21 protein-coding genes and 1 riboswitch are annotated in these 19,986 nt (G+C 64.5%); of the genes, 11 read left to right on the top strand and 10 right to left on the bottom strand.

The genetic code is table 11. From position 1 onward, the window contains the following. The coding region (locus ACFDSW_RS07340; protein ID WP_375249629.1) for an alpha/beta fold hydrolase at positions 1-619 on the bottom strand (619 nt) is incomplete at its 3' end. 153 nt (positions 620-772) lie between these two features. Here ACFDSW_RS07340 and ACFDSW_RS07335 point away from each other — a divergent pair. The 8 genes from ACFDSW_RS07335 (at position 773) to ACFDSW_RS07300 (ending at position 8,704) form a co-directional block, all read left to right on the top strand. Further along, entirely contained in the window at positions 773-1,771 is a 999-nt protein-coding gene (locus ACFDSW_RS07335; protein ID WP_375249628.1) for a cupin domain-containing protein, read from the top strand. Between the two features lie 364 nt (positions 1,772-2,135). Then, positions 2,136-2,537 carry a hypothetical protein gene (locus tag ACFDSW_RS07330; protein WP_375249627.1) on the top strand — a complete coding sequence of 134 codons (402 nt, stop codon included), beginning with the start codon at positions 2,136-2,138 and terminating at the stop codon, positions 2,535-2,537. A 355-nt stretch (positions 2,538-2,892) separates the two neighbouring features. Beyond that, the gene (locus ACFDSW_RS07325; RefSeq protein ID WP_375249626.1) at positions 2,893-3,402 is read left to right on the top strand and encodes a DUF2244 domain-containing protein; all 510 of its coding nucleotides are present in this window, start codon (positions 2,893-2,895) and stop codon (positions 3,400-3,402) included. Positions 3,403-3,437: 35 nt separating this feature from the next. After that, positions 3,438-5,480, top strand: coding sequence for a TonB-dependent receptor family protein (locus tag ACFDSW_RS07320; RefSeq protein WP_375249625.1), 2,043 nt, complete (start codon positions 3,438-3,440; stop codon positions 5,478-5,480). Next, positions 5,480-5,911, top strand: a complete 432-nt coding sequence (locus tag ACFDSW_RS07315; protein WP_375249624.1) for a copper uptake system-associated protein — start codon at positions 5,480-5,482, stop codon at positions 5,909-5,911. The genes ACFDSW_RS07320 and ACFDSW_RS07315 overlap by 1 nt, the downstream gene beginning before the upstream one ends. After that, on the top strand, positions 5,908-6,219 hold the full coding sequence (locus ACFDSW_RS07310) for a hypothetical protein (protein ID WP_375249623.1): 312 nt from the start codon (positions 5,908-5,910) through the stop codon (positions 6,217-6,219). The genes ACFDSW_RS07315 and ACFDSW_RS07310 overlap by 4 nt, the downstream gene beginning before the upstream one ends. A 95-nt stretch (positions 6,220-6,314) precedes the next feature. Beyond that, a riboswitch (cobalamin riboswitch) is annotated at positions 6,315-6,538 on the top strand. 125 nt (positions 6,539-6,663) lie between these two features. Next, positions 6,664-7,647, top strand: a complete 984-nt coding sequence (locus ACFDSW_RS07305; RefSeq protein ID WP_375249622.1) for a DUF1852 domain-containing protein — start codon at positions 6,664-6,666, stop codon at positions 7,645-7,647. A gap of 28 nt (positions 7,648-7,675) precedes the next feature. After that, entirely contained in the window at positions 7,676-8,704 is a 1,029-nt protein-coding gene (locus ACFDSW_RS07300) for a methionine synthase (RefSeq protein WP_375249621.1), read from the top strand. Positions 8,705-8,782: 78 nt separating this feature from the next. Here ACFDSW_RS07300 and prpB read toward each other — a convergent pair whose 3' ends face one another. Genes prpB through ACFDSW_RS07275 form a run of 5 tightly spaced genes read right to left on the bottom strand, consistent with a single transcriptional unit; the run spans position 8,783 to position 14,948 of the window. Beyond that, entirely contained in the window at positions 8,783-9,703 is a 921-nt protein-coding gene (gene prpB / locus ACFDSW_RS07295) for a methylisocitrate lyase (protein WP_375249620.1), read from the bottom strand. 14 nt (positions 9,704-9,717) lie between these two features. Further along, on the bottom strand, positions 9,718-10,881 hold the full coding sequence (gene prpC / locus ACFDSW_RS07290; protein WP_375249619.1) for a 2-methylcitrate synthase: 1,164 nt from the start codon (positions 10,879-10,881) through the stop codon (positions 9,718-9,720). A gap of 16 nt (positions 10,882-10,897) precedes the next feature. Then, positions 10,898-12,058: a 2-methylaconitate cis-trans isomerase PrpF gene (gene prpF / locus ACFDSW_RS07285; RefSeq protein ID WP_375249618.1), complete on the bottom strand. Its 1,161-nt coding sequence runs from the start codon at positions 12,056-12,058 to the stop codon at positions 10,898-10,900. Next, positions 12,055-14,679 carry a Fe/S-dependent 2-methylisocitrate dehydratase AcnD gene (gene acnD / locus ACFDSW_RS07280; protein ID WP_375249617.1) on the bottom strand — a complete coding sequence of 875 codons (2,625 nt, stop codon included), beginning with the start codon at positions 14,677-14,679 and terminating at the stop codon, positions 12,055-12,057. The genes prpF and acnD overlap by 4 nt, the downstream gene beginning before the upstream one ends. Beyond that, positions 14,676-14,948: a hypothetical protein gene (locus ACFDSW_RS07275; protein ID WP_375249616.1), complete on the bottom strand. Its 273-nt coding sequence runs from the start codon at positions 14,946-14,948 to the stop codon at positions 14,676-14,678. Before ACFDSW_RS07275 ends, acnD begins: the two co-directional genes overlap by 4 nt. A gap of 175 nt (positions 14,949-15,123) precedes the next feature. Between ACFDSW_RS07275 and ACFDSW_RS07270 the strand changes: the two genes are divergently transcribed. After that, entirely contained in the window at positions 15,124-16,506 is a 1,383-nt protein-coding gene (locus tag ACFDSW_RS07270) for a short-chain fatty acyl-CoA regulator family protein (RefSeq protein WP_375249615.1), read from the top strand. Positions 16,507-16,684: 178 nt separating this feature from the next. Here ACFDSW_RS07270 and ACFDSW_RS07265 read toward each other — a convergent pair whose 3' ends face one another. Further along, complete coding sequence (locus tag ACFDSW_RS07265; protein WP_375249614.1) at positions 16,685-17,029, bottom strand: winged helix-turn-helix transcriptional regulator; 345 nt, start codon at positions 17,027-17,029, stop codon at positions 16,685-16,687. Between the two features lie 137 nt (positions 17,030-17,166). Between ACFDSW_RS07265 and ACFDSW_RS07260 the strand changes: the two genes are divergently transcribed. Beyond that, on the top strand, positions 17,167-17,916 hold the full coding sequence (locus tag ACFDSW_RS07260) for an SDR family oxidoreductase (protein WP_375249613.1): 750 nt from the start codon (positions 17,167-17,169) through the stop codon (positions 17,914-17,916). A 154-nt stretch (positions 17,917-18,070) separates the two neighbouring features. Here the strand turns inward: ACFDSW_RS07260 and ACFDSW_RS07255 are convergent, their stop codons facing one another. Further along, on the bottom strand, positions 18,071-18,634 hold the full coding sequence (locus tag ACFDSW_RS07255) for a carboxymuconolactone decarboxylase family protein (protein WP_375249612.1): 564 nt from the start codon (positions 18,632-18,634) through the stop codon (positions 18,071-18,073). A gap of 58 nt (positions 18,635-18,692) precedes the next feature. Next, entirely contained in the window at positions 18,693-19,484 is a 792-nt protein-coding gene (locus ACFDSW_RS07250; RefSeq protein ID WP_375249611.1) for an SDR family NAD(P)-dependent oxidoreductase, read from the bottom strand. Between the two features lie 66 nt (positions 19,485-19,550). Here ACFDSW_RS07250 and ACFDSW_RS07245 point away from each other — a divergent pair, with 66 nt between their 5' ends. Then, entirely contained in the window at positions 19,551-19,736 is a 186-nt protein-coding gene (locus tag ACFDSW_RS07245; RefSeq protein ID WP_375249610.1) for a hypothetical protein, read from the top strand. A 49-nt stretch (positions 19,737-19,785) separates the two neighbouring features. Here ACFDSW_RS07245 and ACFDSW_RS07240 read toward each other — a convergent pair. After that, on the bottom strand, positions 19,786-19,986 hold a 201-nt coding region (locus tag ACFDSW_RS07240; protein WP_375249609.1), incomplete at its 5' end, for a hypothetical protein.

Here is a 19,986-nt window from a genome sequence, read left to right as displayed (position 1 = left end):
CCCGGGGGGCTAAATGGCCGACGCCGTCGATCAGTGTCAGTATGGCGTCGGGCAGGCCATCCGCCTGCTCTTGCTGACGTGGCGGCGGGCAGAGCGCGTCCTGCGAGCCGGCGAGCACCAGCGCGGGCATGGTCAACGCGGGTAGCCGGTCGCGCTTGTCGGTGCGGGCGCACGCCAGCCGTTCCTGCGCGGCATGGACGTCGGGGCCGGTGGCGTTCGCCATCGCCTCCAATAGCGCCCGGAGATCGTCGTCACTATGCCGTTCCCTGCCGACTGCACGGGGCCAGATGGCGTCGATCGCGGCGGCCGGCGGGCCAGGGTGAGCGGGTGCCCCTGCCGCTCGCGCCCGCGCGTTGCTGTCGATCATCGCCAGCCCGAGCACACGCTCCGGCGCGAGCAACGCCATCTCCAGCGCGACGAGCCCGCCAAGCGAGAAGCCGAGCAACGCGAACCGCGCCGGGGCGCGATCAAGCAATTGTCTGGCGACCGTTTCAGGATCGCCGCCCGGGATCGGCAGCACCGTCGCGTCGCGCGCCGCGAGTCGGTCGAGAAGCGGCGCGAACAGCCGCTCGTCGCACAACGTCCCGGGCAGCAGCACCAGCGGCACGGCCGCAAGCATATCGTGTGGAACGATGGGGTTACGATCCGGCGATGTCACGACCTGGCCTAAGCCTCCTTGCGCCTCGAACGCTGTTGGTCTAGCTGTTCTGCATTCGGATGCAAGGCGATTTGCCGGGACTGGGAGATGGATGTGAACTGGACAGAGGAAGCCATGAAGGCGCGCCTGGTGCGCTATGCCGATCTGGTGCCATGTCGCACCGCGTTCATCGACACCCGCACGCCGGGGTCGACCGAGAAGGAGAATTTCACGATCATCGGTGCGGGAGTTTCGGAGAGCGCCGACCAGTATGTCCACATCACCGAGCGGCATGGCTTCAACATCGGGGCGGCGCGGCAGCCGTTCGGTTGCGTCAATTCGCAGCACAGCCATGATACGGCGGAAGTATTCGTCGTTCATTCCGGGCACTGGCGGCTTCCGTTCGGCCCGAACAAGGAAGACGGTGCGATCGACATCGGCCCCGGCGACGTCGCATCCGTGCCGATCCATATGTTCCGCGGCTTCGAGAAGCTGGACGAGGGCGTCGGCTTCCTCTTCACGGTGCTGGGAAAGGACGATCCCGGCAAGGTGACCTGGGCTCCGGCGGTATTCGAAGCGGCGGCGGATCATGGGCTGAAACTGGCCAAGGGCGGCCGCCTGATCGACACGTCGCAAGGCGACTATGTGCTACAGGATGTCGAACTGGCCGACGCGACCGGCGACGATATCGCCGCATCGCTCAAGACCCCACCGATGGAAAAGCTGCGCGAGTGCGTGGTCGCGGCGGAGGCGATGGTCGCCCTCCCGACGTCGCCGTTGGCGCGCGATGGGGTGGAAGAAGCGCCGATCATCACACCTACCGAAACGAACGACGGCTTCCCGGCCGGCCCGATCGCAGGCTGGTGGCCGCACGGCTTCAACCTGCGGCGGCTGACGATGGCGAGCGGCGCCTATATTCCGCTCCATGCCCGATCCGAGGTGGAGGTGATCTTCGTTCATCAAGGGACGCTGGAAATCAGCTGGCAAGGCGGCGCGATCATGATGGGAGCCGGGGATACCTTGAGCGTGCCGGTCGGTCTGCCCCACGCTTTTCGCAATACCGCCTCGGTGGACCTGGTGGCGTTCGTGGTGCGCGGGGGCGACGCACCCGCGATGCCGAATTTCACCGACTAACGGGATTGACGTACCGCCGGCGCTCGGCCCCGTCGTTGGCATCCGGCGCCTGCAGCAGGAGAACCTGCAACGATCGACCACCGGCGCGGCCCCTACCGCTCTACGGGTATCGATCGTCGGCGCGCCATGTGTCGCATCGGCCGGACCGGGCGCCGCTCATGCGGCGCGTGGGTTGCTAACCTGACCCTTATGGCTTCCTTCCATCCCCACGAAAGGATCGCACCATCATACCGTGAGATCAAACACCTGCTCTCCTTGTCGGGAAGCCGGCCTTCTGCTCGCGTGGCGCAATCGCCATGGACAAATTGTCCCAGGGCTCGTTGCCGAATGACAAGGGCGACAGTTGAAATTATGAGGACGGGCCGTGAACTTTCTGCGTCGCCTTGTCCTGGCTCATCGGCTTCTCACTGGCGTGACTATCGCGCTGGCGCTGATGCTGAAGATCGCCATCCCGGTCGGCTTCATGCCGACGGTGTCCAATGGCCAGATCGTGATCAGCGTCTGCTCGGGCATGGAGCCGGCGACCATGGTGATGACGATCCCGGGACTTGATCACAAATCCGATAAGAACGGTCATCACGGGAAGACAGAGCAGCCGTGCGCGTTCGCCGGTCTGTCTGCACCGTCGCTGGCGGCGGCTGATCCCATCCTGCTCGCAGTCGCGATCCTGTTCGTTCTGGCGTTGGGCACGCGTCCACTGACGCTGCCGGCAACCAAAGCAGGCTCCCATCTTCGTCCTCCATTGCGAGGACCTCCGGCCCTCTGATCGCAATCGCCGCTTGAGCGAGGGCAGTCCGCAGGCGCGCTGTAGTGCGCCGACGGACTGTGCGCTCACGCACCCGCGTCAGATCTGGCCCGCCCCGCGCTTCTGGGCGCCCGGCCGGCCACCCGAGGCCCATTGCCATGTCATCTCTTGTCCTGCCGGCAACGCGCGGTCGGAGCACCATTCGCGTTCACGCCGTGCCATCCCGTATATCGCCCTTCATCGCCTGGCTTCGGCAGGTTCGACGATCCGCTTGGATTCTGATCGGACTGTGTTCGCTTTTCCGGATGGGCGATGCGCTCATCAGCCCGGATCTGAGTGCGAATGAGGGTTTCGCCGCCATTGCCGGGGTTGGCCGGTGACGGCGGCACGCGGTGATCGCGGCAGCCCGGGACCCTGGGAGCAGCCATTCGGCGAGGGGCTGGAAATCCGCATGAGCGCGCCGCGATCGGCGCTGCCCATTCACGGCAAATATCTGCTCATCGCCGCCGCGTTGGCGGCGACAATCGTCTCGCTGCGCTTTGTCCTGCTGGGCGCCTGGCCGGTGCTCCTCTTCTCTGCGCTCGACATCGGCGCGTTGGCGGTCGCGTTGCACATCTTCAGCCGAGGTCCGATCCCGGAAGAACGCCTCCGGGTCATCGATGGCCATGTCGAGCTGGTGCGCGTCGATGGTCGCGGTCGCCGCTCGCACATCAGGTTGCCGGCGTTCTGGACGCGACTGGAAGCGTCGGGGCGTACGGAACTCGACTGCGACCTGTGGCTCGTCTTCCGGCGGGAACGCCATCCGATCGGGCTTTGCGTCTCGGCGGCGGAACGACGGGCACTTCAGCCGCGCATCGCTGCCGTGCTCGGCGCCGCCCGGCACTGAAATCAAGCAAGAACAGTTTTCCAAGGGGGACTATCATGAAGTTTCGTATCGCCGTGCTGCTGGTCAGCACGGCCATCGCGCATCCGGCGCTCGCCCAATCCGTCGCCAAGGGGGCGGAGCCGGAGATCATCGTCACCGCCGAGCGTAATGCCGACGATCCCGAAGTGGTCGCCGATGCGCGTGAGCGGCTCGCGCGCACGCCGGGCTCGGTTTCGGTCGTTGCGGCGGAAACCTATGAGGATCGGTTCGCCATCGGCATGCCGGACCTGCTGCGCGACGTGCCGGGCGTCCTCTCCAACAAGCGCTATGGCGAAGAATCGCGGCTGTCGATCCGCGGCTCGGGCATCGACCAGAGCTACCACCAGCGCGGCGTGCTGATCGCGCAGGACGGCGTGCCGTTCGCCGATGCCGACGGCTTTTCCGATTTCCAGAAGGTCGATCCGCTCGGCGCGCGGTACATCGAGGTCTACAAGGGCGGAAACGCATTGCGCTTCGGCGGCGCGCAGCTCGGCGGCGCGGTCAACCTCATCACCCCCAACGGCAAGACGGCGGAGTCGCCGTTCCTGCTGCGCGCCGAAGCCGGGTCGTTCGACACCTGGCGTGGACAGGCGGCGGCGTCGGGCACGTTCGGCGCGTTCGATGCCTATGGCTCGGTCAACGCGATCACGTCCGACGGCTATCGCGACAACAGCAAGCAGAAGTCGGTGCGAGGCACGCTCAACCTTGGCTATAGCTGGGGTAGCGAGAACGAAATTCGTCTGATCGGCTATGCCGCCGACATCGACCAGCAAGTCCCGGGCACGCTGACGCTGGCCGATGCGCTCAGCCGCCCGCGCATGGCAGGGGCCGGTGTCGTCGCCAACAGATGGTCACGCGATCAGGACGTCGAGCGCCTGACGCTGCAGACCCATCTGCGCCTGTCGGACAGCCTGACCTTCGAGGGCGCGGTCTATTCGACCTGGACCGATCTGCGACACCCGATCCCGATTGTGATCGAGCAGAACATCGCCACGCAAGGCGCGTTCGGCCGGTTCGACCTGACCGGTGAGATCGGCGGGCACAAGGCCGACCTGTTCTTCGGTGCCTATTATCGCACCGGCCGCAACAACCAGCGCCTGTTCGTCAATATGGGCGGCGCCAACGGCTTCCAGTTTGGCAACAGCCGTCAGGAGGCGAGTGGGCTGGACCTGTTCGCCGAGGGGCGCTTCTTCCTGATCGACCGGGTCGCCCTCGTCGCGGGCGGCTCCTATGGCCGCGCGACCCGCGACTATACCGACCGTCGTTCGGCAGCGAACGACGCGAACAGGACGTTCGACTGGTTCGCGCCGCGCGTCGGCCTGCTCTACGAAGGTGACGGCGGGTTCCAGATCTACGCCAACGTCACGCGCTCGGTCGAGCCGCCGCACTATGGCGCGCTGGTCCAGTCGCCCTATCCGCAGTTCGTACCGGTCACCGCGCAGAAGGCGTGGACAGCCGAAGCGGGGACGCGCGGCCGGAGGGGTGCCTTCACCTGGGACGTGACCTTCTATCGATCGTGGATCGAAGGGGAATTGCTGAGCTTCAACGCGGCGACGGGCTACCCGGCCGCTTTCTTCAATGCTGGCGACACGACGCATCAGGGGATCGAGGCCAGCCTCGACTGGCGGATCATCCACAGCTCGACGGCGGGCCAGCTGCGCCTGCGTCAGACCTATGCCTGGTCGGATTTCACATTCGATGGCGATCCGATCTACCGCAACAATCGCCTGCCGGTGGTGCCCGAACATCAATATCGCGTCTCGCTGCGCTACGACCATCCTTCGGGCGCCTATATCGAACCCTTCGTCGACTGGCGGATGAAGGATGTCTGGGTCGATTACGCCAATACGCTGAAGGCGCCCGGTTATGCGCTGCTCAACGTCTCGGCAGGCGTCGACCTGCCGCACGGCATCGGGCTGTTCCTCGACGCCCGCAACCTGACGAACAAGACATATGCCGCCGAGTTCGGTGCGGTCACCGATGCGCGCACGGCGCCGACCGACGTCTTCTATCCGGGTGAAGGCCGATCGCTGTTCGGCGGTGTCAGGGTGCGGTTCTGATGCGCCGGGTTGTCATCGTACTGGCGTTCGCGCTCGCCGCGTGCGGCGGCAAGCCGGCGGTCGACATCGCGCCGGATGTCGCCGCGATCGAAGCTCAGATGCACGCCCGGTTCGATCGGCCGGACGCCAGGCTCGACGCGGGTCCGGTCGTGGTCAGTGGCGATCATGCGGTTGCGGACTGGACGCAAGGGCCGATGGGCGGCCGCGCGCTGTTCGAGCGCCGCGAGGGCAAATGGGCGCTCGTCCTGTGCAGCGGCGATGCGCTGAAACAGATCGACCGGCTCAAGCAGGCGCGGGTGCCCGATGCCGATGCGGAGGCGATCGTCCGCGAACTTGGGGATGCCGAGAAGCACGTCCAGGCGGAGAGGCTCGCTCGCATGAGGAGCTTTACCGGAACCGTCACTGCCGACCAGATGCCCGCACGATCATGACAGGGGAGGGTATAAGCGTCACCGCCACCACGACGTTACCAGCAGCGCATCGTCCCGGCATCGACTATTGGGCGTTCAGCTGGCGCAAGGGCGGCGGTGCCGCAGGCATGATCGACATTTCCAGGCGCGAGCGCTTCTGTCAGCAGGAATATCGCGGCCGCGTCTTCTCGTTGCGCCACGCTGACGCCTACCGTGTGAGCCAGGGGCGGCCGGAAATCGGGATCAGCACGCTCTACTATGGCAAGCCCGATGGGGACACACCGGGCTTGCTCCGTGCGTTCCGATGCCGCCTGCTCGTGACGCGCTGATGCTTCGATAGCGCGCATCTGCGGCCATGGTCGCGATCACGAAACATCATATAAAGATATCTTTATATCGTTATTGACAGTTTCGGACCGATGGTGTTGAACGGTCATGTCGAGGTTCCCCATCCCAGGCATGGCGGTGGGGCTAAGACGGGAAGCCGGTGGTGTCTTTCGGGGCAGAATCCGGCGCTGCCCCCGCAACTGTAAGCGGCGAGCGGCGGCTCCATTTCGTGTCACTGGGTTCCCGCAAGGAGCCTGGGAAGGCCGGAGCCACCGCGTTGACCCGTGAGCCAGGAGACCTGCCTTTCGACGCCATAACGTTCCTCGGACGGGGGTTCCTCCGGTGGATCGCGCTTGATGCGACGGTCCGTGGCCTGCCACCACCCCCGCCCGTCCGTGCCTTGCGCGCTTTCGCCTGACCTCCCGCCCGCAAAGCCTGGGTGAGTCATGACGAATAGCGGGTTCACATTCTCGATCAGCAGTATCCCGTTCGACGAGAATTATTGTCCGGCCGACAACACGCGCATCACTACCAACTTTGCCAATCTCGCGCGCGGTAACAGCCGCCAGGAAAATTTGCGCAATACGCTGGTGATGATTGATCATCGCTTCAATGCGCTGATGCACTGGGACAATCCCAAGGGAGATCGCTACACGCTGGACGTGAAGATTGTCTCGGCAGCGCTCACGCTCGGCGACGGCGCGGACGACGAGGCATTTCCGCTGATCGAGATCCTGCACACAACCGTCACCGACCGGATCAGCGGCGAGCGCAGCGACGGCATGATCGGCAACAACTTCTCGTCCTATGTGCGCGATTACGACTTCAGCGTCGTATTGCCCGACCACCTGAAGGCTGGGCATGGCGGCGCGCCGGAGGGCTTCGGCGATCTGCACGGTAACCTGTTCAAACACTTCCTCGGATCGAGCGCATACCGCGACAATTTCCGGAAACCCCCGGTCATCTGCCTGAGCGTATCGAGCAAGGAAGTTTATCACCGGACCGCCAATGTGCATCCGATCCTCGGCGCCGAGTATCGCAACGAAAATTTCTCTCCTACCGATCAGTATTTCGCGAAGATGGGCATGAAAGTGCGCTATTTCATGCCGCCACACAGCGTCGCGCCGTTCGCGTTTTATCATGTCGGCGATCTGGTCAGTGACTATACCAACCTCGAACTCGCCAGCACGATCGCGACGATGGAGACGTTTCAGAAGATCTATCGCCCGGAAATCTACAATGCGAACTCGGTCGCCGCTGAGCATTATCAGCCGAGCCTGAAGTATCAGGACTATTCGCTGACCCGCATCGTCTACGATCGCGAGGAGCGCAGCCGCCTCGCCGTGGAGCAGGGCAAATTCGCCGAAGAGCATTTCATCAAGCCGCATCGGGCCGCGCTCCAGCGCTGGTCCGCGACCCGCGGCCTCTGACGTCCCACGCCACAAAGGTATTTGCATCATGACGACATTGTTGCCGACGACGACCGCTGGTAGTCTGCCGAAGCCATCCTGGCTTGCCCAGCCCGAGACCTTGTGGTCGCCGTGGAAGCTGGAGGGTGAGGAACTGGTTGCGGGCAAGCAGGATGCGCTGCGTCTGGCGGTCGACGACCAGCGGCAGGCGGGCATCGATATCCTTGGTGACGGCGAACAGACCCGCCAGCATTTCGTCACGACCTTCATCGAGCATCTCGATGGTGTCGATTTCGCGAAGCGCCAGACGGTGCGGATCCGCAACCGCTATGACGCCAGCGTGCCGACGGTCGTGGGGGCCGTCTCCCGCCCGAAGTCGGTCTTCGTCGATGACGCCGGCTTCCTGCGTGCCCAGACCGATCAACCGATCAAGTGGACGCTGCCTGGCCCGATGACGATGATCGATACCCTGTACGACGCGCATTACCGCAGCCGCGAAAAGCTGGCCTGGGAGTTCGCACGCATTCTCAACGAAGAAGCACGCGAACTGGAAGCGGCCGGCGTCGACATCATCCAGTTCGACGAACCTGCGTTCAACGTCTTCTTCGACGAGGCGAACGACTGGGGCGTCGCCACGCTGGAGCGCGCGGTCGAGGGGCTCAAGGCCGAGACGGCAGTGCATATCTGCTATGGCTATGGCATCAAGGCCAATACCGACTGGAAGAAGACGCTCGGCTCCGAATGGCGGCAATATGAGGAAACCTTCCCCAACCTGCAGAAGTCGAAGATCGATATCATCTCGCTGGAATGCCAGAATTCGCGCGTGCCGATGGAGCTGATTGAACTGATCCGCGGCAAGAAGGTGATGGTCGGCGCGATCGACGTCGCTACCGATCGCGTGGAGACTCCGGAGCAGGTTGCCGACACGCTGCGCAACGCGCTTCGCTTCGTCGATGCGGACAAGCTCTATCCGGCTACCAACTGCGGGATGGCGCCGCTGTCGCGTGACGTGGCACGGGGCAAGCTGAAGGCGCTGGGGGCCGGTGCGGAGATCATCCGCAAGGAACTGGCGGCCTGAACGGCAGCCGACATTGGCCAGGCTCTTCGGGTCTGACAAAGAGGTGCCGCATCTGATCCTCGCGCTTGCCGCCGGCGATCACGCCTGCGGCATCGCTCCCGGGACGATCGTCTTCACGATCGAGGCGTCTAGCGCCTCATAGTCGTGAAGCCTGATCACGTCGTAGAGTTCGGCCCGCGTCTGCATCCGCTCGACCATGTTGTGCGTGCCGCCATCGCGCTGGATCGCGGCGTATAACTCGGCCTGCGCCTTGTTGGCGACGCGCAGACTGGACACCGGCCAGATCACCATCTTGTATCCCATCGCCTCGAATTCCTCAGCGGTGAAGAATGGCGTCTTGCCGAACTCGGTCATGTTGGCGAGCAACGGTACGCCCGGCATGGCGGTTGCGAACGCTTCGAACATCGCGCGACTGGTCAGCCCTTCCGGGAAGATCGCGTCCGCACCGGCATCGACATAGGCGCGGGCGCGCTCCACCGCGGCGTCGAAGCCATCGACCCCGACCGCATCGGTGCGCGCGACGATCACCAGATCGCGCGCCGCCTTCCTGGCGGCTGCGACCTTGGCCGCCATGTCGACGGTCGGGACCAGGCTCTTGCCGTTCAGGTGCCCGCATTTTTTTGGCAGGATCTGGTCTTCGAGATGGACGGCGCCGGCGCCGGCATCCTCGAACGTCCGCACCATGTGCATCACGTTGAGCGCCTCGCCATAGCCGGTGTCGCCATCGACAAGCAGCGGTAGCGCGGCCGAGCGCGCGATCTGGCGGATGAAGAACGCCACCTCATCGACGGTGATGATGCCGAGATCGGGGAGGCCCATCGACGCGGTCATCGCTGCCCCCGACAGGTAGAGTCCATCAAATCCGGCGTTGCGGGCCTGGATCGCGGACTGGCCGTTGTGGGCGCCTGGCAGACGGTAGATGCCTGGGCGCGACAGCGCGGCACGGAAGCGCTTGCCGGCGGATTCAGCGGCAAGTTCGGCGGCAACGAGATACGGCAAAGCGGAATACTCCTTCAGGCAGCGAGATGGTCGCCGCGGGCGGCGAGCGGCACCCAGGCGAGGTCTTCGGGGCCGGTGTAATTGGCGGACGGGCGAATGATCTTGTTGTCCTGGCGCTGCTCGATGACATGCGCTGCCCAACCGCTGGTGCGTGCGATGACGAACAGTGGCGTGAACATCGCGGTCGGTACGCCCATCAGATTATAGGAAACGGCCGAGAACCAGTCGAGGTTCGGAAACATCGTCTTGGCGTCCCACATCACCTCTTCGATGCGGGCGGCGACGGCGAACTGGCGCTGGGCACCCGCCTCGTCGGCAAGCGTCTTCGCGACCCGCTTGATGACGACGTTGCGCGGATCGGCGACAGTATAGACCGGGTGGCCGAAGCCGATCACGACTTCCCTGGCCTCGATGCGGCGGCGGATGTCGGCTTCCGCCTCATCGGGGGTCGCGTACCGCTTCTGAATTTCATAGGCGACCTCGTTCGCGCCGCCATGCTTGGGACCGCGCAGGGCGCCGATCGCGCCGGCGACCGCCGAATACATGTCCGAGCCGGTGCCGGCGATCACGCGGGCGGTGAAGGTCGAGGCGTTGAACTCATGCTCGGCATAGAGGATAAGCGAGGTATGCATCGCGCGGACGAAGCTGTCGGACGGTGCCTCGCCGTGCAGTAGATGGAGGAAGTGGCCGCCGATGCTGTCGTCGTCGGTTTCCACCTCGATGCGGCGACCATGATGCGCGAAGTGATACCAGTAGAGCAGTATCGATCCGAGCGAGGCCATCAGCCGGTCGGCGATATCGCGCGCGTCGGCGACGTTGTGATCGTGGGATTCGGGCAGGACGCAGCCGAGCGCCGACACGCCCGAACGCATGACGTCCATCGGATGCGCGGCCGCCGGAATCGCTTCCAGGGCTTCCTTCACCGAACGCGGCAGCCCACGCAAGTTTCGCAGCTTCTTCTTGTAGGAGGCGAGCTGCGCCGCGGTTGGCAGCGTGCCATGGACCAGCAGATGGGCGATTTCTTCGAACTCGCTCGTCTCGGCGAAGTCGAGGATGTCATAGCCGCGATAATGCAGGTCATTGCCGGTCCGTCCGACGGTGCACAGCGCGGTGTTGCCGGCCGTCACGCCCGAGAGCGCGACCGATTTCTTCGGCTTGAGGGTAGGGACGTCGTTCATCGGCTTGGCTTTCCTATCAGAAACTGTCGGCGGGGACGTGGACATGACCGTCCATCAACACCCGCGCGCTGCGGCTCATGACCGCCTTGGTGATGATCCATTGGCCGTTCGCCTGATGGGCCTCGGCACCGACACGCAGCGAACCGGAGGGGTGGCCGAAGCGGATCGATGTCCGCTCGCCGCCCCCGGCGGCCTTGTTGACCAGCGTGCCCGGCACCGCCGCTGCGGCGGCGATGGCGACGGAGGCGGTGCCCATCATCGCGTGGTGGAGCTTGCCCATCGATAGCGCGCGCACGAGCAGGTCGACATCGGCGGCCAGCACCTCCCGGCCGCTCGACGTGCGATGATCGATAGGCGAGGCGACGAAAGCGATCGCCGGCGCGCGCGTCGTTCTCGCGATCCCCATTGCCTCCGCGCCAGCGGTGCGCAGCGCCTCGAAGCGAGCGAGCGCGTCCACATCGCCGTTAATGGCGTCGCGAAGCTCGGCGCCCGTGTAACCCAGATCTCCCGCCTCGACGAAGACGGTCGGCACGCCGGCATTGATGAGGGTTGCCTGGATCAGGCCACCCGGCACGACGGCGTCGTCAACCTTCAGCGTATCGACCAGATGACCGGTCGGGAACAATGCGTCCGCCGCATCGGCGGGGTCGACGAACTCCAGCACAATCTCGGCGGCCGGGAAGGCGACGCCGTCGAGCTCGAAATCGCCCATCTCGATGACCTGCCCATCGGCCACTGGCACATGGGCGACGATGCTCTTGCCGATATTCGCCTGCCAGATGCGGACGGTGCACAGGCCGTCGATTGCCCGGGCAACGTCGACATAACCCGCCGCAATCGCAAAGGCCCCGACCGCCGTCGAAAGGTTTCCGCAATTGCTCGACCAATCCAGTGCGCCGCTGTCGATCGCGATCTGCCCATAGAGGTAATCGACATCATGACCTGGGCGCGTCGCCGGTGAGACGATCACGCATTTGGACGTGCTGGACGTCGCACCACCCATGCCGTCGATATGCGCGGCATAAGGATCGGGGCTGCCGATCACACGGCGGAACAGCCGATCGCGCGCTTCGCCCGGTATGCGGGCGCGTTGGGGCAGGTCTTCGAGCCGGAAAAACACGCCCTTGCTGGTGCCGCCACGCATATAGGTGGCCGGAATGCGGACCTGCGGCATCATGCGGCGGCACTCGACGACAGGAAGTCTTGAGCGAAGCGTTGCAGGACGCCGCCCGCCTCATAGATCGACACCTCTTCCGCGGTATCCAGGCGGCACAGCACCGACACTTCAGTTTTAAGCCCGTTGGCGCGGTGGATGATGAGTTTCAGCTCGGCGCGCGCGTCCGGCGTGCCTTCCACATCGAATGTCTCGGTGCCGATCAGCTTGAGATTGAGCCGGTTCGTCCCCGGCAGAAATTCCAGCGGCAGCACGCCCATGCCGATGAGGTTGGTGCGATGGATGCGTTCGAATCCCTCGGCGACGATCGCCTCGACACCTGCAAGCCGGACGCCCTTCGCCGCCCAGTCGCGCGACGATCCCTGGCCGTAATCGGCACCGGCGACAATGATGAGCGGTTGCCGGCGACCGAGATAGGTTTCGATCGCCTCCCACATGCGAACGACGGTGCCGTCCGGTTCGAGACGGGCGAGGCTGCCCTTCGTCACCGCGCCGTCGACCACCGCCATCTCGTTGACGAGCTGGGGATTGGCGAAGGTCGCGCGCATCGCCGTCAGGTGATCGCCACGATGCGTCGCGTAGGAATTATAGTCCTCCTCCGGCACCCCCATCGCGGTCAGGTATTCGCCAGCGGCGCTGGTCGGCAGGATCGCGTTTGACGGCGAGAGATGATCGGTGGTGATGTTGTCGGGCAGGATCGCCAGCGGGCGCATCCCCGTGAGCGTGCGCGGGTTGGCGGCAAGCGCACCCAGACCATCGGTGTCCCAATAGGGCGGACGACGGATGTAGGTCGATTGCGGACGCCAGTCGTAGAGCGGGCTGACCGGCGCGTTACCGTCGCCCGTGCGGGCGAACATCGGCTCGTACACCTCGCGGAACTGCTCCGCCTTCACGTGATCGCGCGCGATCGCATCGATCTCGGCATCGCTCGGCCACAAATCGGCGAGCCGGACCTCGCGGCCATCGGGTGCGATCCCCAGCACGTCCTTCTCGATGTCGAGCCGGATCGTGCCCGCGATGGCATAGGCGACGACCAGCGGCGGTGAGGCGAGGAACGCCTGTTTGGCATAGGGGTGGATGCGGCCGTCGAAGTTGCGGTTCCCCGACAGCACGGCGGTCGTGTAGAGATCGCGCTCGACGATCTCACGCTGGATGACCGAATCGAGAGCGCCCGACATGCCGTTGCAGGTCGTGCAGGCGAAGCCGACGATGCCGAAGCCGAGCTGTTCCAGCTCGCGCAGCAGATCGGCTTCCTCCAGATAGAGCGCAGGCACGCGTGAGCCGGGCGCGAAGCTGGTCTTGACCCACGGCTTGCGCGTCAGGCCGAGCGCATTGGCTTTTCGCGCCACCAGCCCCGCCGCGACGACATTGCGCGGGTTCGAGGTATTGGTGCAGCTTGTGATCGCAGCAATGATGACCGCCCCGTCCGGCATCAGCCCCTGACGCTCCTGCGCGATGGCGCTTTCAAGATCCTTCGCCACGCCGCGGTCATGGAGCGCGGAAGTCGGCAGCCGCCGATGCGGATTCGAGGGGCCGGCAAGGTTGCGCTCGACGCTGCCCAGGTCGAATGTCAGCACGCGCTCATACTGCGCAGTCGCCAATGCATCGCCCCACAGGCCGGTCACCCTGGCATAGGTCTCGACCAGCGCGACCTGTTCGGGCGCGCGATTGGTGAGCAGCAGATAGTCGAGCGTCTGGCGGTCGATGTAGAACATCGCCGCGGTCGCCCCATATTCCGGGCACATGTTGGAGATGGTCGCGCGGTCGCCGATCGACAGGCTGTCGGCACCGGGGCCGAAGAACTCCAGCCAAGCCCCGACGACGCGCTCCTTGCGCAGGAATTCGGTCAGCGCGAGGACGATGTCGGTCGCGGTGATTCCCTCCGGTCGTTGCCCTGACAGCTTCACGCCGACGATATCGGGAAGCCGCATCATCGACGGGCGGCCGAGCATGACCGTCTCCGCCTCTAGGCCGCCGACACCCACCGCGATCACGCCCAGCGCGTCGACATGCGGTGTGTGACTGTCCGTGCCCACGCAGGTATCCGGGAAGGCGACGCCGTCGCGCACCTGGATCACCGGCGACATCTTCTCCAGATTGATCTGGTGCATGATGCCGTTGCCTGCCGGCACCACATCGACGTTGTCGAAGGCGCGCCTGGTCCATTCGATGAAGTCGAAGCGGTCCTCGTTGCGCCGGTCCTCGATCGCGCGGTTCTTGGCGAAGGCGTCAGGATCGAAGCCGCCATGCTCGACCGCGAGGCTGTGGTCGACGATGAGCTGTGTCGGGACCACGGGATTGACCTTGGCGGGATCGCCGCCCTGATCGGCGATGGCGTCGCGCAGGCCCGCAAGGTCCACCAACGCAGTCTGCCCGAGGATGTCGTGGCAGACGACGCGCGCCGGATACCAAGGGAAATCGAGATCGCGCCGGCGGTCGGCGATCTGGATCAGCGCGTCGTTCAACAGCGTGGGGTCGCAGCGGCGAACCAGTTGTTCGGCCAGCACGCGCGACACATAGGGAAGCGTGTCATAGGCGCCGGCGCGGATCGCCTCGATCGCGGCACGCGCATCGAAATAGGTGAGAGCCGTGCCGTCGAGCGGCTTCTGGTAAGCAGTGTTCATCGGGGTCCCGGGTTCCATTGGGCGAGCCGCGTGGCAATCGACGCGCTCGGACGGGTGAAGGTCGAGAAGGTGAAGCGGCCAGCGGTGACCATGCAATCGCATCCCGTTGCGTCGCGCCCGCTGGCGAAGACGGCGACGACGAGACCTTCGTCGCTACGGCTGACGCACGATGCCTCGAATACGACATCATCCAGCTCTGCACGGAGTTCGACGTCGTGGCAGCGATGGAGCGAAACGCTATCGCCCAGGATGTCCCGCGCCCTTGCCATAGCTGCCCCGAGGACACGTTCGAGAAGGTCGGGACCTTGCGGTCGGGCAGTAGCGAGCATATTCGCATAATCCGCAAATAGGGGCGGATTGACAGGCCTGAAAGCGTAAAGTTCTGCGAAGTTTAATTAGTAAATCTGCGAAGGTTGCGAAGTCATGGTAGCGCGCAAGACATTCATGGGAGTTCGGCTCCGACGCTTGCGCGAGGAGCGTAAGCTGAAGCAGGTCGAGCTCGCCCAGGCGCTCGGCATCTCGTCCAGCTATCTCAACCAGCTCGAACAGAACCAGCGTCCGCTGACCGTCCCGATCCTGCTGAAGCTGAACGCGGCGTTCGGCGTCGACGTGCAGATATTCTCGGAGGGCGAGGAGGCGCGTCTGATGACTGATATCCGCGACGCGATCGCCGACGTCGAGGAGGCGGTGTCCGTTGCCGAACTGCGCGAAGTGGCGACGAACATGCCCGGCGTCGGCCGCACACTGGTCACGCTGCATCGGCGGTATCGCGATGCGATCGAGCGCGGCGACGCGATGGCAGCCGAACTGGGCGATGAATGGCGCATCGGTGATCGTGCCCGCCAGCCCTTCGAGCAGGTCCGGGATTTCTTCTATGCGCGCCACAACCATGTCCAGTTGCTGGATGAAGCGGCCGAGCGCCTTTATCGCGACGCGGGTTTAAGCCCGCGGACGATCCACGATGGGCTGACGGCATGGCTGAAAGCGCGCCACGGGATCGCGGTGCTGACCGACGTCACCACCGCGCCACGGCGCTTCGATCCCGGCGCCCAAGTACTCACGCTGTCCGCTTCGCTGACACCCGGTCAGCGGGTGTTCCAGATGGCAACGCAACTCGCCTTTCTCGAGTGGGACGAAGTGATCGACGACCTTGCCGACGATCCGGTCCTCGCCAATGCGGAGGCGCGCCGCCTGGGGCGGATCGGCCTCGCCAACTATTTCGCGGGGGCGCTGGTCCTGCCCTATGCCGACTTCCTCGCTGCCGCCGAAGCCGAGCGATACGATATCGAGCGCCTTGGCCGGCGCTTCGGGGTCGGGTTCGAGACGGTCTGTCACCGCCTCTCGACACTCCAGCGTGCCGGTGCGCGCGGCGTGCCCTTCTTTTTCGTCCGAGTGGATCGGGCAGGCAACATCTCCAAACGGCAGTCGGCCACTGACTTCCACTTCTCGCGTGTCGGCGGCACCTGCCCGCTCTGGAATGTCTATGAGGCATTCGCCCAGCCCGGGCGCGTGCTGCGCCAGGTCGCGCAGATGCCCGACGGGCGCAAGTATCTATGGATCGCGAGAACGGTGGCGAGCGGGTCTGCCGGGTTCGGTGAGCCGGAGAAGATGTTCGCGATCGGGCTCGGCTGTGATCTGCGCCATGCGGGGCAACTCGTCTATTCGCGCGGGCTCGATCTCGCCGATCCTTCCTTCGCCACGCCGATCGGCGCCGGGTGCAAGGTGTGTGAGCGCCCGGCGTGCCCGCAGCGCGCGTTCCCGCCGATCGGTCGGGCGCTCACGATCGACGAGAACACCGCCGCCCCGGTGCCCTATCCCGTCGCGTGATGCTCGGCGCTGGCATCAGCGTACTGCCAGGCGGCGATGATCAACGAATCCGCGGCCGGCATCCCTGTTCGCCACGTACGGTCGCAGGATAGCCGTGGACCGAAGGTCGAACTGCTCGGACCTGGAGCATGATAAGAACGGGGACCAAACGGTGCTGATGTGTGGCGAGTGACTTCCTCTAGCCTGTGATGCGGATAGACGGTTCGATGTTGGCCGGTCCCGTGCGAGTTATCTTCGCACCATCCTCCCGCATCCATTCAGCAAGCGAATCGAGAGTTGGTTTCAGCGTCCGGCCGAGGGCCGTAATCGCGTATTCGACGCGTGGCGGCATTTCCGAATAGATGGCCCGCGTCACCAAGCCTTGAGCCTCGAACAGGCGAAGGTGGCGCGTCAGTTCCTTTTGGGTGATCGGCGCAGCCGCGCGCTGTAATTCACCAAAGCGGACGGCGCGATCTTCGATGATCAGGCGGTATAGGATCGGGATTGCCCATTTTCCCGAGATCAGATTGACGAAGGCCACCATCGGGCAGCCTTGGTCCATTCCGGCTGGAGGCGGGGCGGGGGGAGCTGACGGCATACACGTTAGTATCAAAAAGGTGCCTACTATACAATTCATACCAGCGCGACGAGACTGACCGCCGATCGAAATGGAGGCGCCGCATGGCACGGTTGGACGGTAAACACGCGCTCATCACGGGCGGGACCAGCGGTATCGGGCTGGAAACAGCCCGCCAATTCCTCGCCGAAGGTGCGACAGTGGCGATCACCGGTCGCTCGGCAGCAGGGCTGGAGAACGCAAGACGCGAATTGGGAGAGGGCGTGCTGGCGATCCGCAGCGAGGCCGGCGAGGTCGGCGGACAAGCGACGCTGGCCGACCAGTTGAAGGCAACATGGCCACATCTCGACATCCTTTACGTCAATGCCGGCGACGTGACCCACCGCCCGCTTGGCGACTGGGACGAGGCGACTTTCGACACGTTGATGGCGACAAACCTCAAAGGCCCGTTCTTCCTGATCCGCGCCCTGCTACCGCTGTTCGCCCGCCCGGCGTCGATCATTCTGTGCGGTTCGGTCTCGGCGCATATCGGTCTGCCGCAGTCGAGCGCCTATGCGGCGAGTAAAGCAGGATTGCTGTCACTCGCCCGCACGCTATCGGGTGAACTGAAAGATCGCGGCATCAGGGTGAACGGCCTCAGCCCCGGCCCCACGGAAACACCCGCCCTCGGCAAGCTCGGACTGGAAGCGCAGGCGGAAGCCGCACTTCGTGACGACATACAGGCGCTCGTGCCGATTGGCCGCATGGGCACCCCGCTCGAACTCGCCAAGGCGGCAGTGTTCCTGGCCTCAGACGAGTCCGCCTTTGTCGTCGGCACCGAATTGTTGGTGGATGGCGGCGTGAAGAATCTGTGAGAGCACACCGCCATGCTCGATAGGAACGGGTATTGAGAATGATCCGTCATTCCCGAAACCCGTTCTAATGAGACGGGACCATAGAGCCCTGGGGTGTCATCCGCCCCTGCCAACATTGGGTCGCCAACGGGGCATTTTTCACCAGGCCCGACCGTTATCCGACGCTCGTGAAGAACTGCCGCAGCGGATCGTCAGCGATGTCCTCATCGGGGGTAACGCCCGCGGTCAACAGGAACATGCACACCTGCGCATATTGACCTACGGTCCAGACGAGGTCGATCGCGCTATGCTCGCCGATCGCCGTGATCAGTTCAGCGAAGGTCGGTTCGGTCACTCGTCCGATCGTCAGCAATTGATCGGCGGCCGCCAGAAGCAGCTGTTCGGAAGCGGGCCACCCGGAGCCATCACCGGTCGCAAGCCTGCGCAGTTCGTCCTCGCTGAACCCGAGCCTTCGCGCGATCTTCGCATGACGGAGAAATTCATATTCGCAGTTGCGTGCCGCCCCGACCCAAAGGATGAGCAGCTCTCGCTGCCGCGAAGATAAGCTGTTGTTCTCCGATAATATATATTGGCCCCAGCCAAGAAACGCCTGCATCGCATCAGGGTGCCGCAGCATGGTGCGGAACACGGCGTGATCGCGACCGGTGCGGACGAACGGCGCGATAAGCGCGCGCTGCTGGTCGTCGATCTCGTTATCGGAAAGAGGCTTGAGTGGCATTAGACGTGACCTTCGCTGTTACAGGAAGCTGACCCTCGCGGTGGCAGCGGCATTCGCCTCAGGCAATCTTCACCGACGATCCCCCGTCGACCGGCAGCAGCACGCCGGTGATGAATCGCGCCTCGTCCGAGGCGAGGAAGAGCGCTGCCATCGCGGTGTCCACGGCGGTGCCCATATGCCCCATCGGGACCGCCTTTGCGCGCTCGGCGATCAGGTCATCCCTGGGAATGCCACGTCGAAGACTTTGCCCCTCGATCGCCATCGGAGTCTGCATCAGACCGGGAAGGATGGCGTTGCAGCGGACCCCGTTTGCCGCCTCGTGATATGCCGTGCTCTGGACAAGCCGATCCAGGCCAGCCTTTGACACCGAATAGGCGAACATCGTGCTCGGCGCGATCGCGGCCAGCGACGAGATCGCGACGATCGACCCCGCTCCGCTTTGGCGCATGACGGGCAAACACGCGCCGAAGCATCGTCTCGCACCCGTAAGGTTGACGCCGAGAATCCGATCCCAGGCCTCTTCGGTCAGCCTGTCCGAAGGCCCGTCATATCGATCGCCGACCCCGACGTTATAGACCAGGATGTCGATGCCGCCGAGCAACTCGTTCGCAGCCCTGGCAATCGCGTCCCCCGCGTCGAGGTCGACCACGTCGGCCTCGAGCACATGGGCTTCGCCTGCGCAGATCGATGCCGTTTCGCGCGCGGACTCACCCTTGCGATCGACCAGCAGCAGCGCCGCACCCTGTTCGGAGAAGATGCGCGAGATCGCGCGACCGTTTCCCTCCGTATCACCTGGCGATTGCCCCGCACCGACGACAACCGCCCGCTTGCCCGATAGACGACCGCTCATCGCTTAATATCCCTTCCCGAGCCGTACCAGAACGTCGCGCATCGCGGCGCTCCAGCAACCGAAATCATGATTGTCGTGCGCGATCACCGTCAAACGATCGCAGGATGGAATTGTCGGCATCTCGGCGGCCGCTGGCGTCGCCGTATTCGTGACGGCGAAGGCGCATGCGGCAATCCGGACATGCGGATGAATCCTCATGACACGATCTCCAAACTCGATTTCATCATGGCGTCTGCTCCGTCGATGTCTTGAAGCTCAAACGAACCGATCGGCTCGGTGGTGAACACTGATGGCCGCTTGGCTAGCGAAACGACATCCGCACCTGCAGGCCGTAACGGCGCGGTGCGCCGACGATACAGCGGATCGCCGTTGCTCCCGTTGCGCTGTTGCGAACGCCGAGAAGGCTCTCCGCGGTCTGGGTGACGCGCTGAATGCAATAGCCCTTGTCTGTGGATCGGCGTGGAAAAGGGACCCCGGTAGCGGGGTGATCGGCGTCGAAAAA

This window comes from Sphingomonas sp. (assembly GCF_042091075.1).
In the GTDB taxonomy this organism is placed as follows: Bacteria; Pseudomonadota; Alphaproteobacteria; order Sphingomonadales; family Sphingomonadaceae; genus Sphingomonas.
The sequence above is the reverse complement of the archived record's forward strand: the minus strand, read 5'-3'. Positions and strand labels throughout refer to the sequence as shown.

Excerpts from the sequence above, each read along its gene's own strand:
- ACFDSW_RS07255 (WP_375249612.1), bottom strand. The coding sequence starts at position 18,634 with ATGCCACTCAAGCCTCTTTCCGATAACGAGATCGACGACCAGCAGCGC.
- ACFDSW_RS07315 (WP_375249624.1), top strand. The coding sequence starts at position 5,480 with ATGCGCCGGGTTGTCATCGTACTGGCGTTCGCGCTCGCCGCGTGCGGC.
- ACFDSW_RS07320 (WP_375249625.1), top strand. The coding sequence starts at position 3,438 with ATGAAGTTTCGTATCGCCGTGCTGCTGGTCAGCACGGCCATCGCGCAT.
- acnD (WP_375249617.1), bottom strand. The coding sequence starts at position 14,679 with ATGAACACTGCTTACCAGAAGCCGCTCGACGGCACGGCTCTCACCTAT.
- ACFDSW_RS07300 (WP_375249621.1), top strand. The coding sequence starts at position 7,676 with ATGACGACATTGTTGCCGACGACGACCGCTGGTAGTCTGCCGAAGCCA.
- prpF (WP_375249618.1), bottom strand. The coding sequence starts at position 12,058 with ATGATGCCGCAGGTCCGCATTCCGGCCACCTATATGCGTGGCGGCACC.
- ACFDSW_RS07310 (WP_375249623.1), top strand. The coding sequence starts at position 5,908 with ATGACAGGGGAGGGTATAAGCGTCACCGCCACCACGACGTTACCAGCA.
- ACFDSW_RS07245 (WP_375249610.1), top strand. The coding sequence starts at position 19,551 with ATGATTGTCGTGCGCGATCACCGTCAAACGATCGCAGGATGGAATTGT.
- ACFDSW_RS07305 (WP_375249622.1), top strand. The coding sequence starts at position 6,664 with ATGACGAATAGCGGGTTCACATTCTCGATCAGCAGTATCCCGTTCGAC.
- ACFDSW_RS07265 (WP_375249614.1), bottom strand. The coding sequence starts at position 17,029 with ATGGTGGCCTTCGTCAATCTGATCTCGGGAAAATGGGCAATCCCGATC.
- ACFDSW_RS07275 (WP_375249616.1), bottom strand. The coding sequence starts at position 14,948 with ATGGCAAGGGCGCGGGACATCCTGGGCGATAGCGTTTCGCTCCATCGC.
- ACFDSW_RS07270 (WP_375249615.1), top strand. The coding sequence starts at position 15,124 with ATGGGAGTTCGGCTCCGACGCTTGCGCGAGGAGCGTAAGCTGAAGCAG.
- prpC (WP_375249619.1), bottom strand. The coding sequence starts at position 10,881 with ATGAACGACGTCCCTACCCTCAAGCCGAAGAAATCGGTCGCGCTCTCG.
- ACFDSW_RS07335 (WP_375249628.1), top strand. The coding sequence starts at position 773 with ATGAAGGCGCGCCTGGTGCGCTATGCCGATCTGGTGCCATGTCGCACC.
- ACFDSW_RS07250 (WP_375249611.1), bottom strand. The coding sequence starts at position 19,484 with ATGAGCGGTCGTCTATCGGGCAAGCGGGCGGTTGTCGTCGGTGCGGGG.
- ACFDSW_RS07260 (WP_375249613.1), top strand. The coding sequence starts at position 17,167 with ATGGCACGGTTGGACGGTAAACACGCGCTCATCACGGGCGGGACCAGC.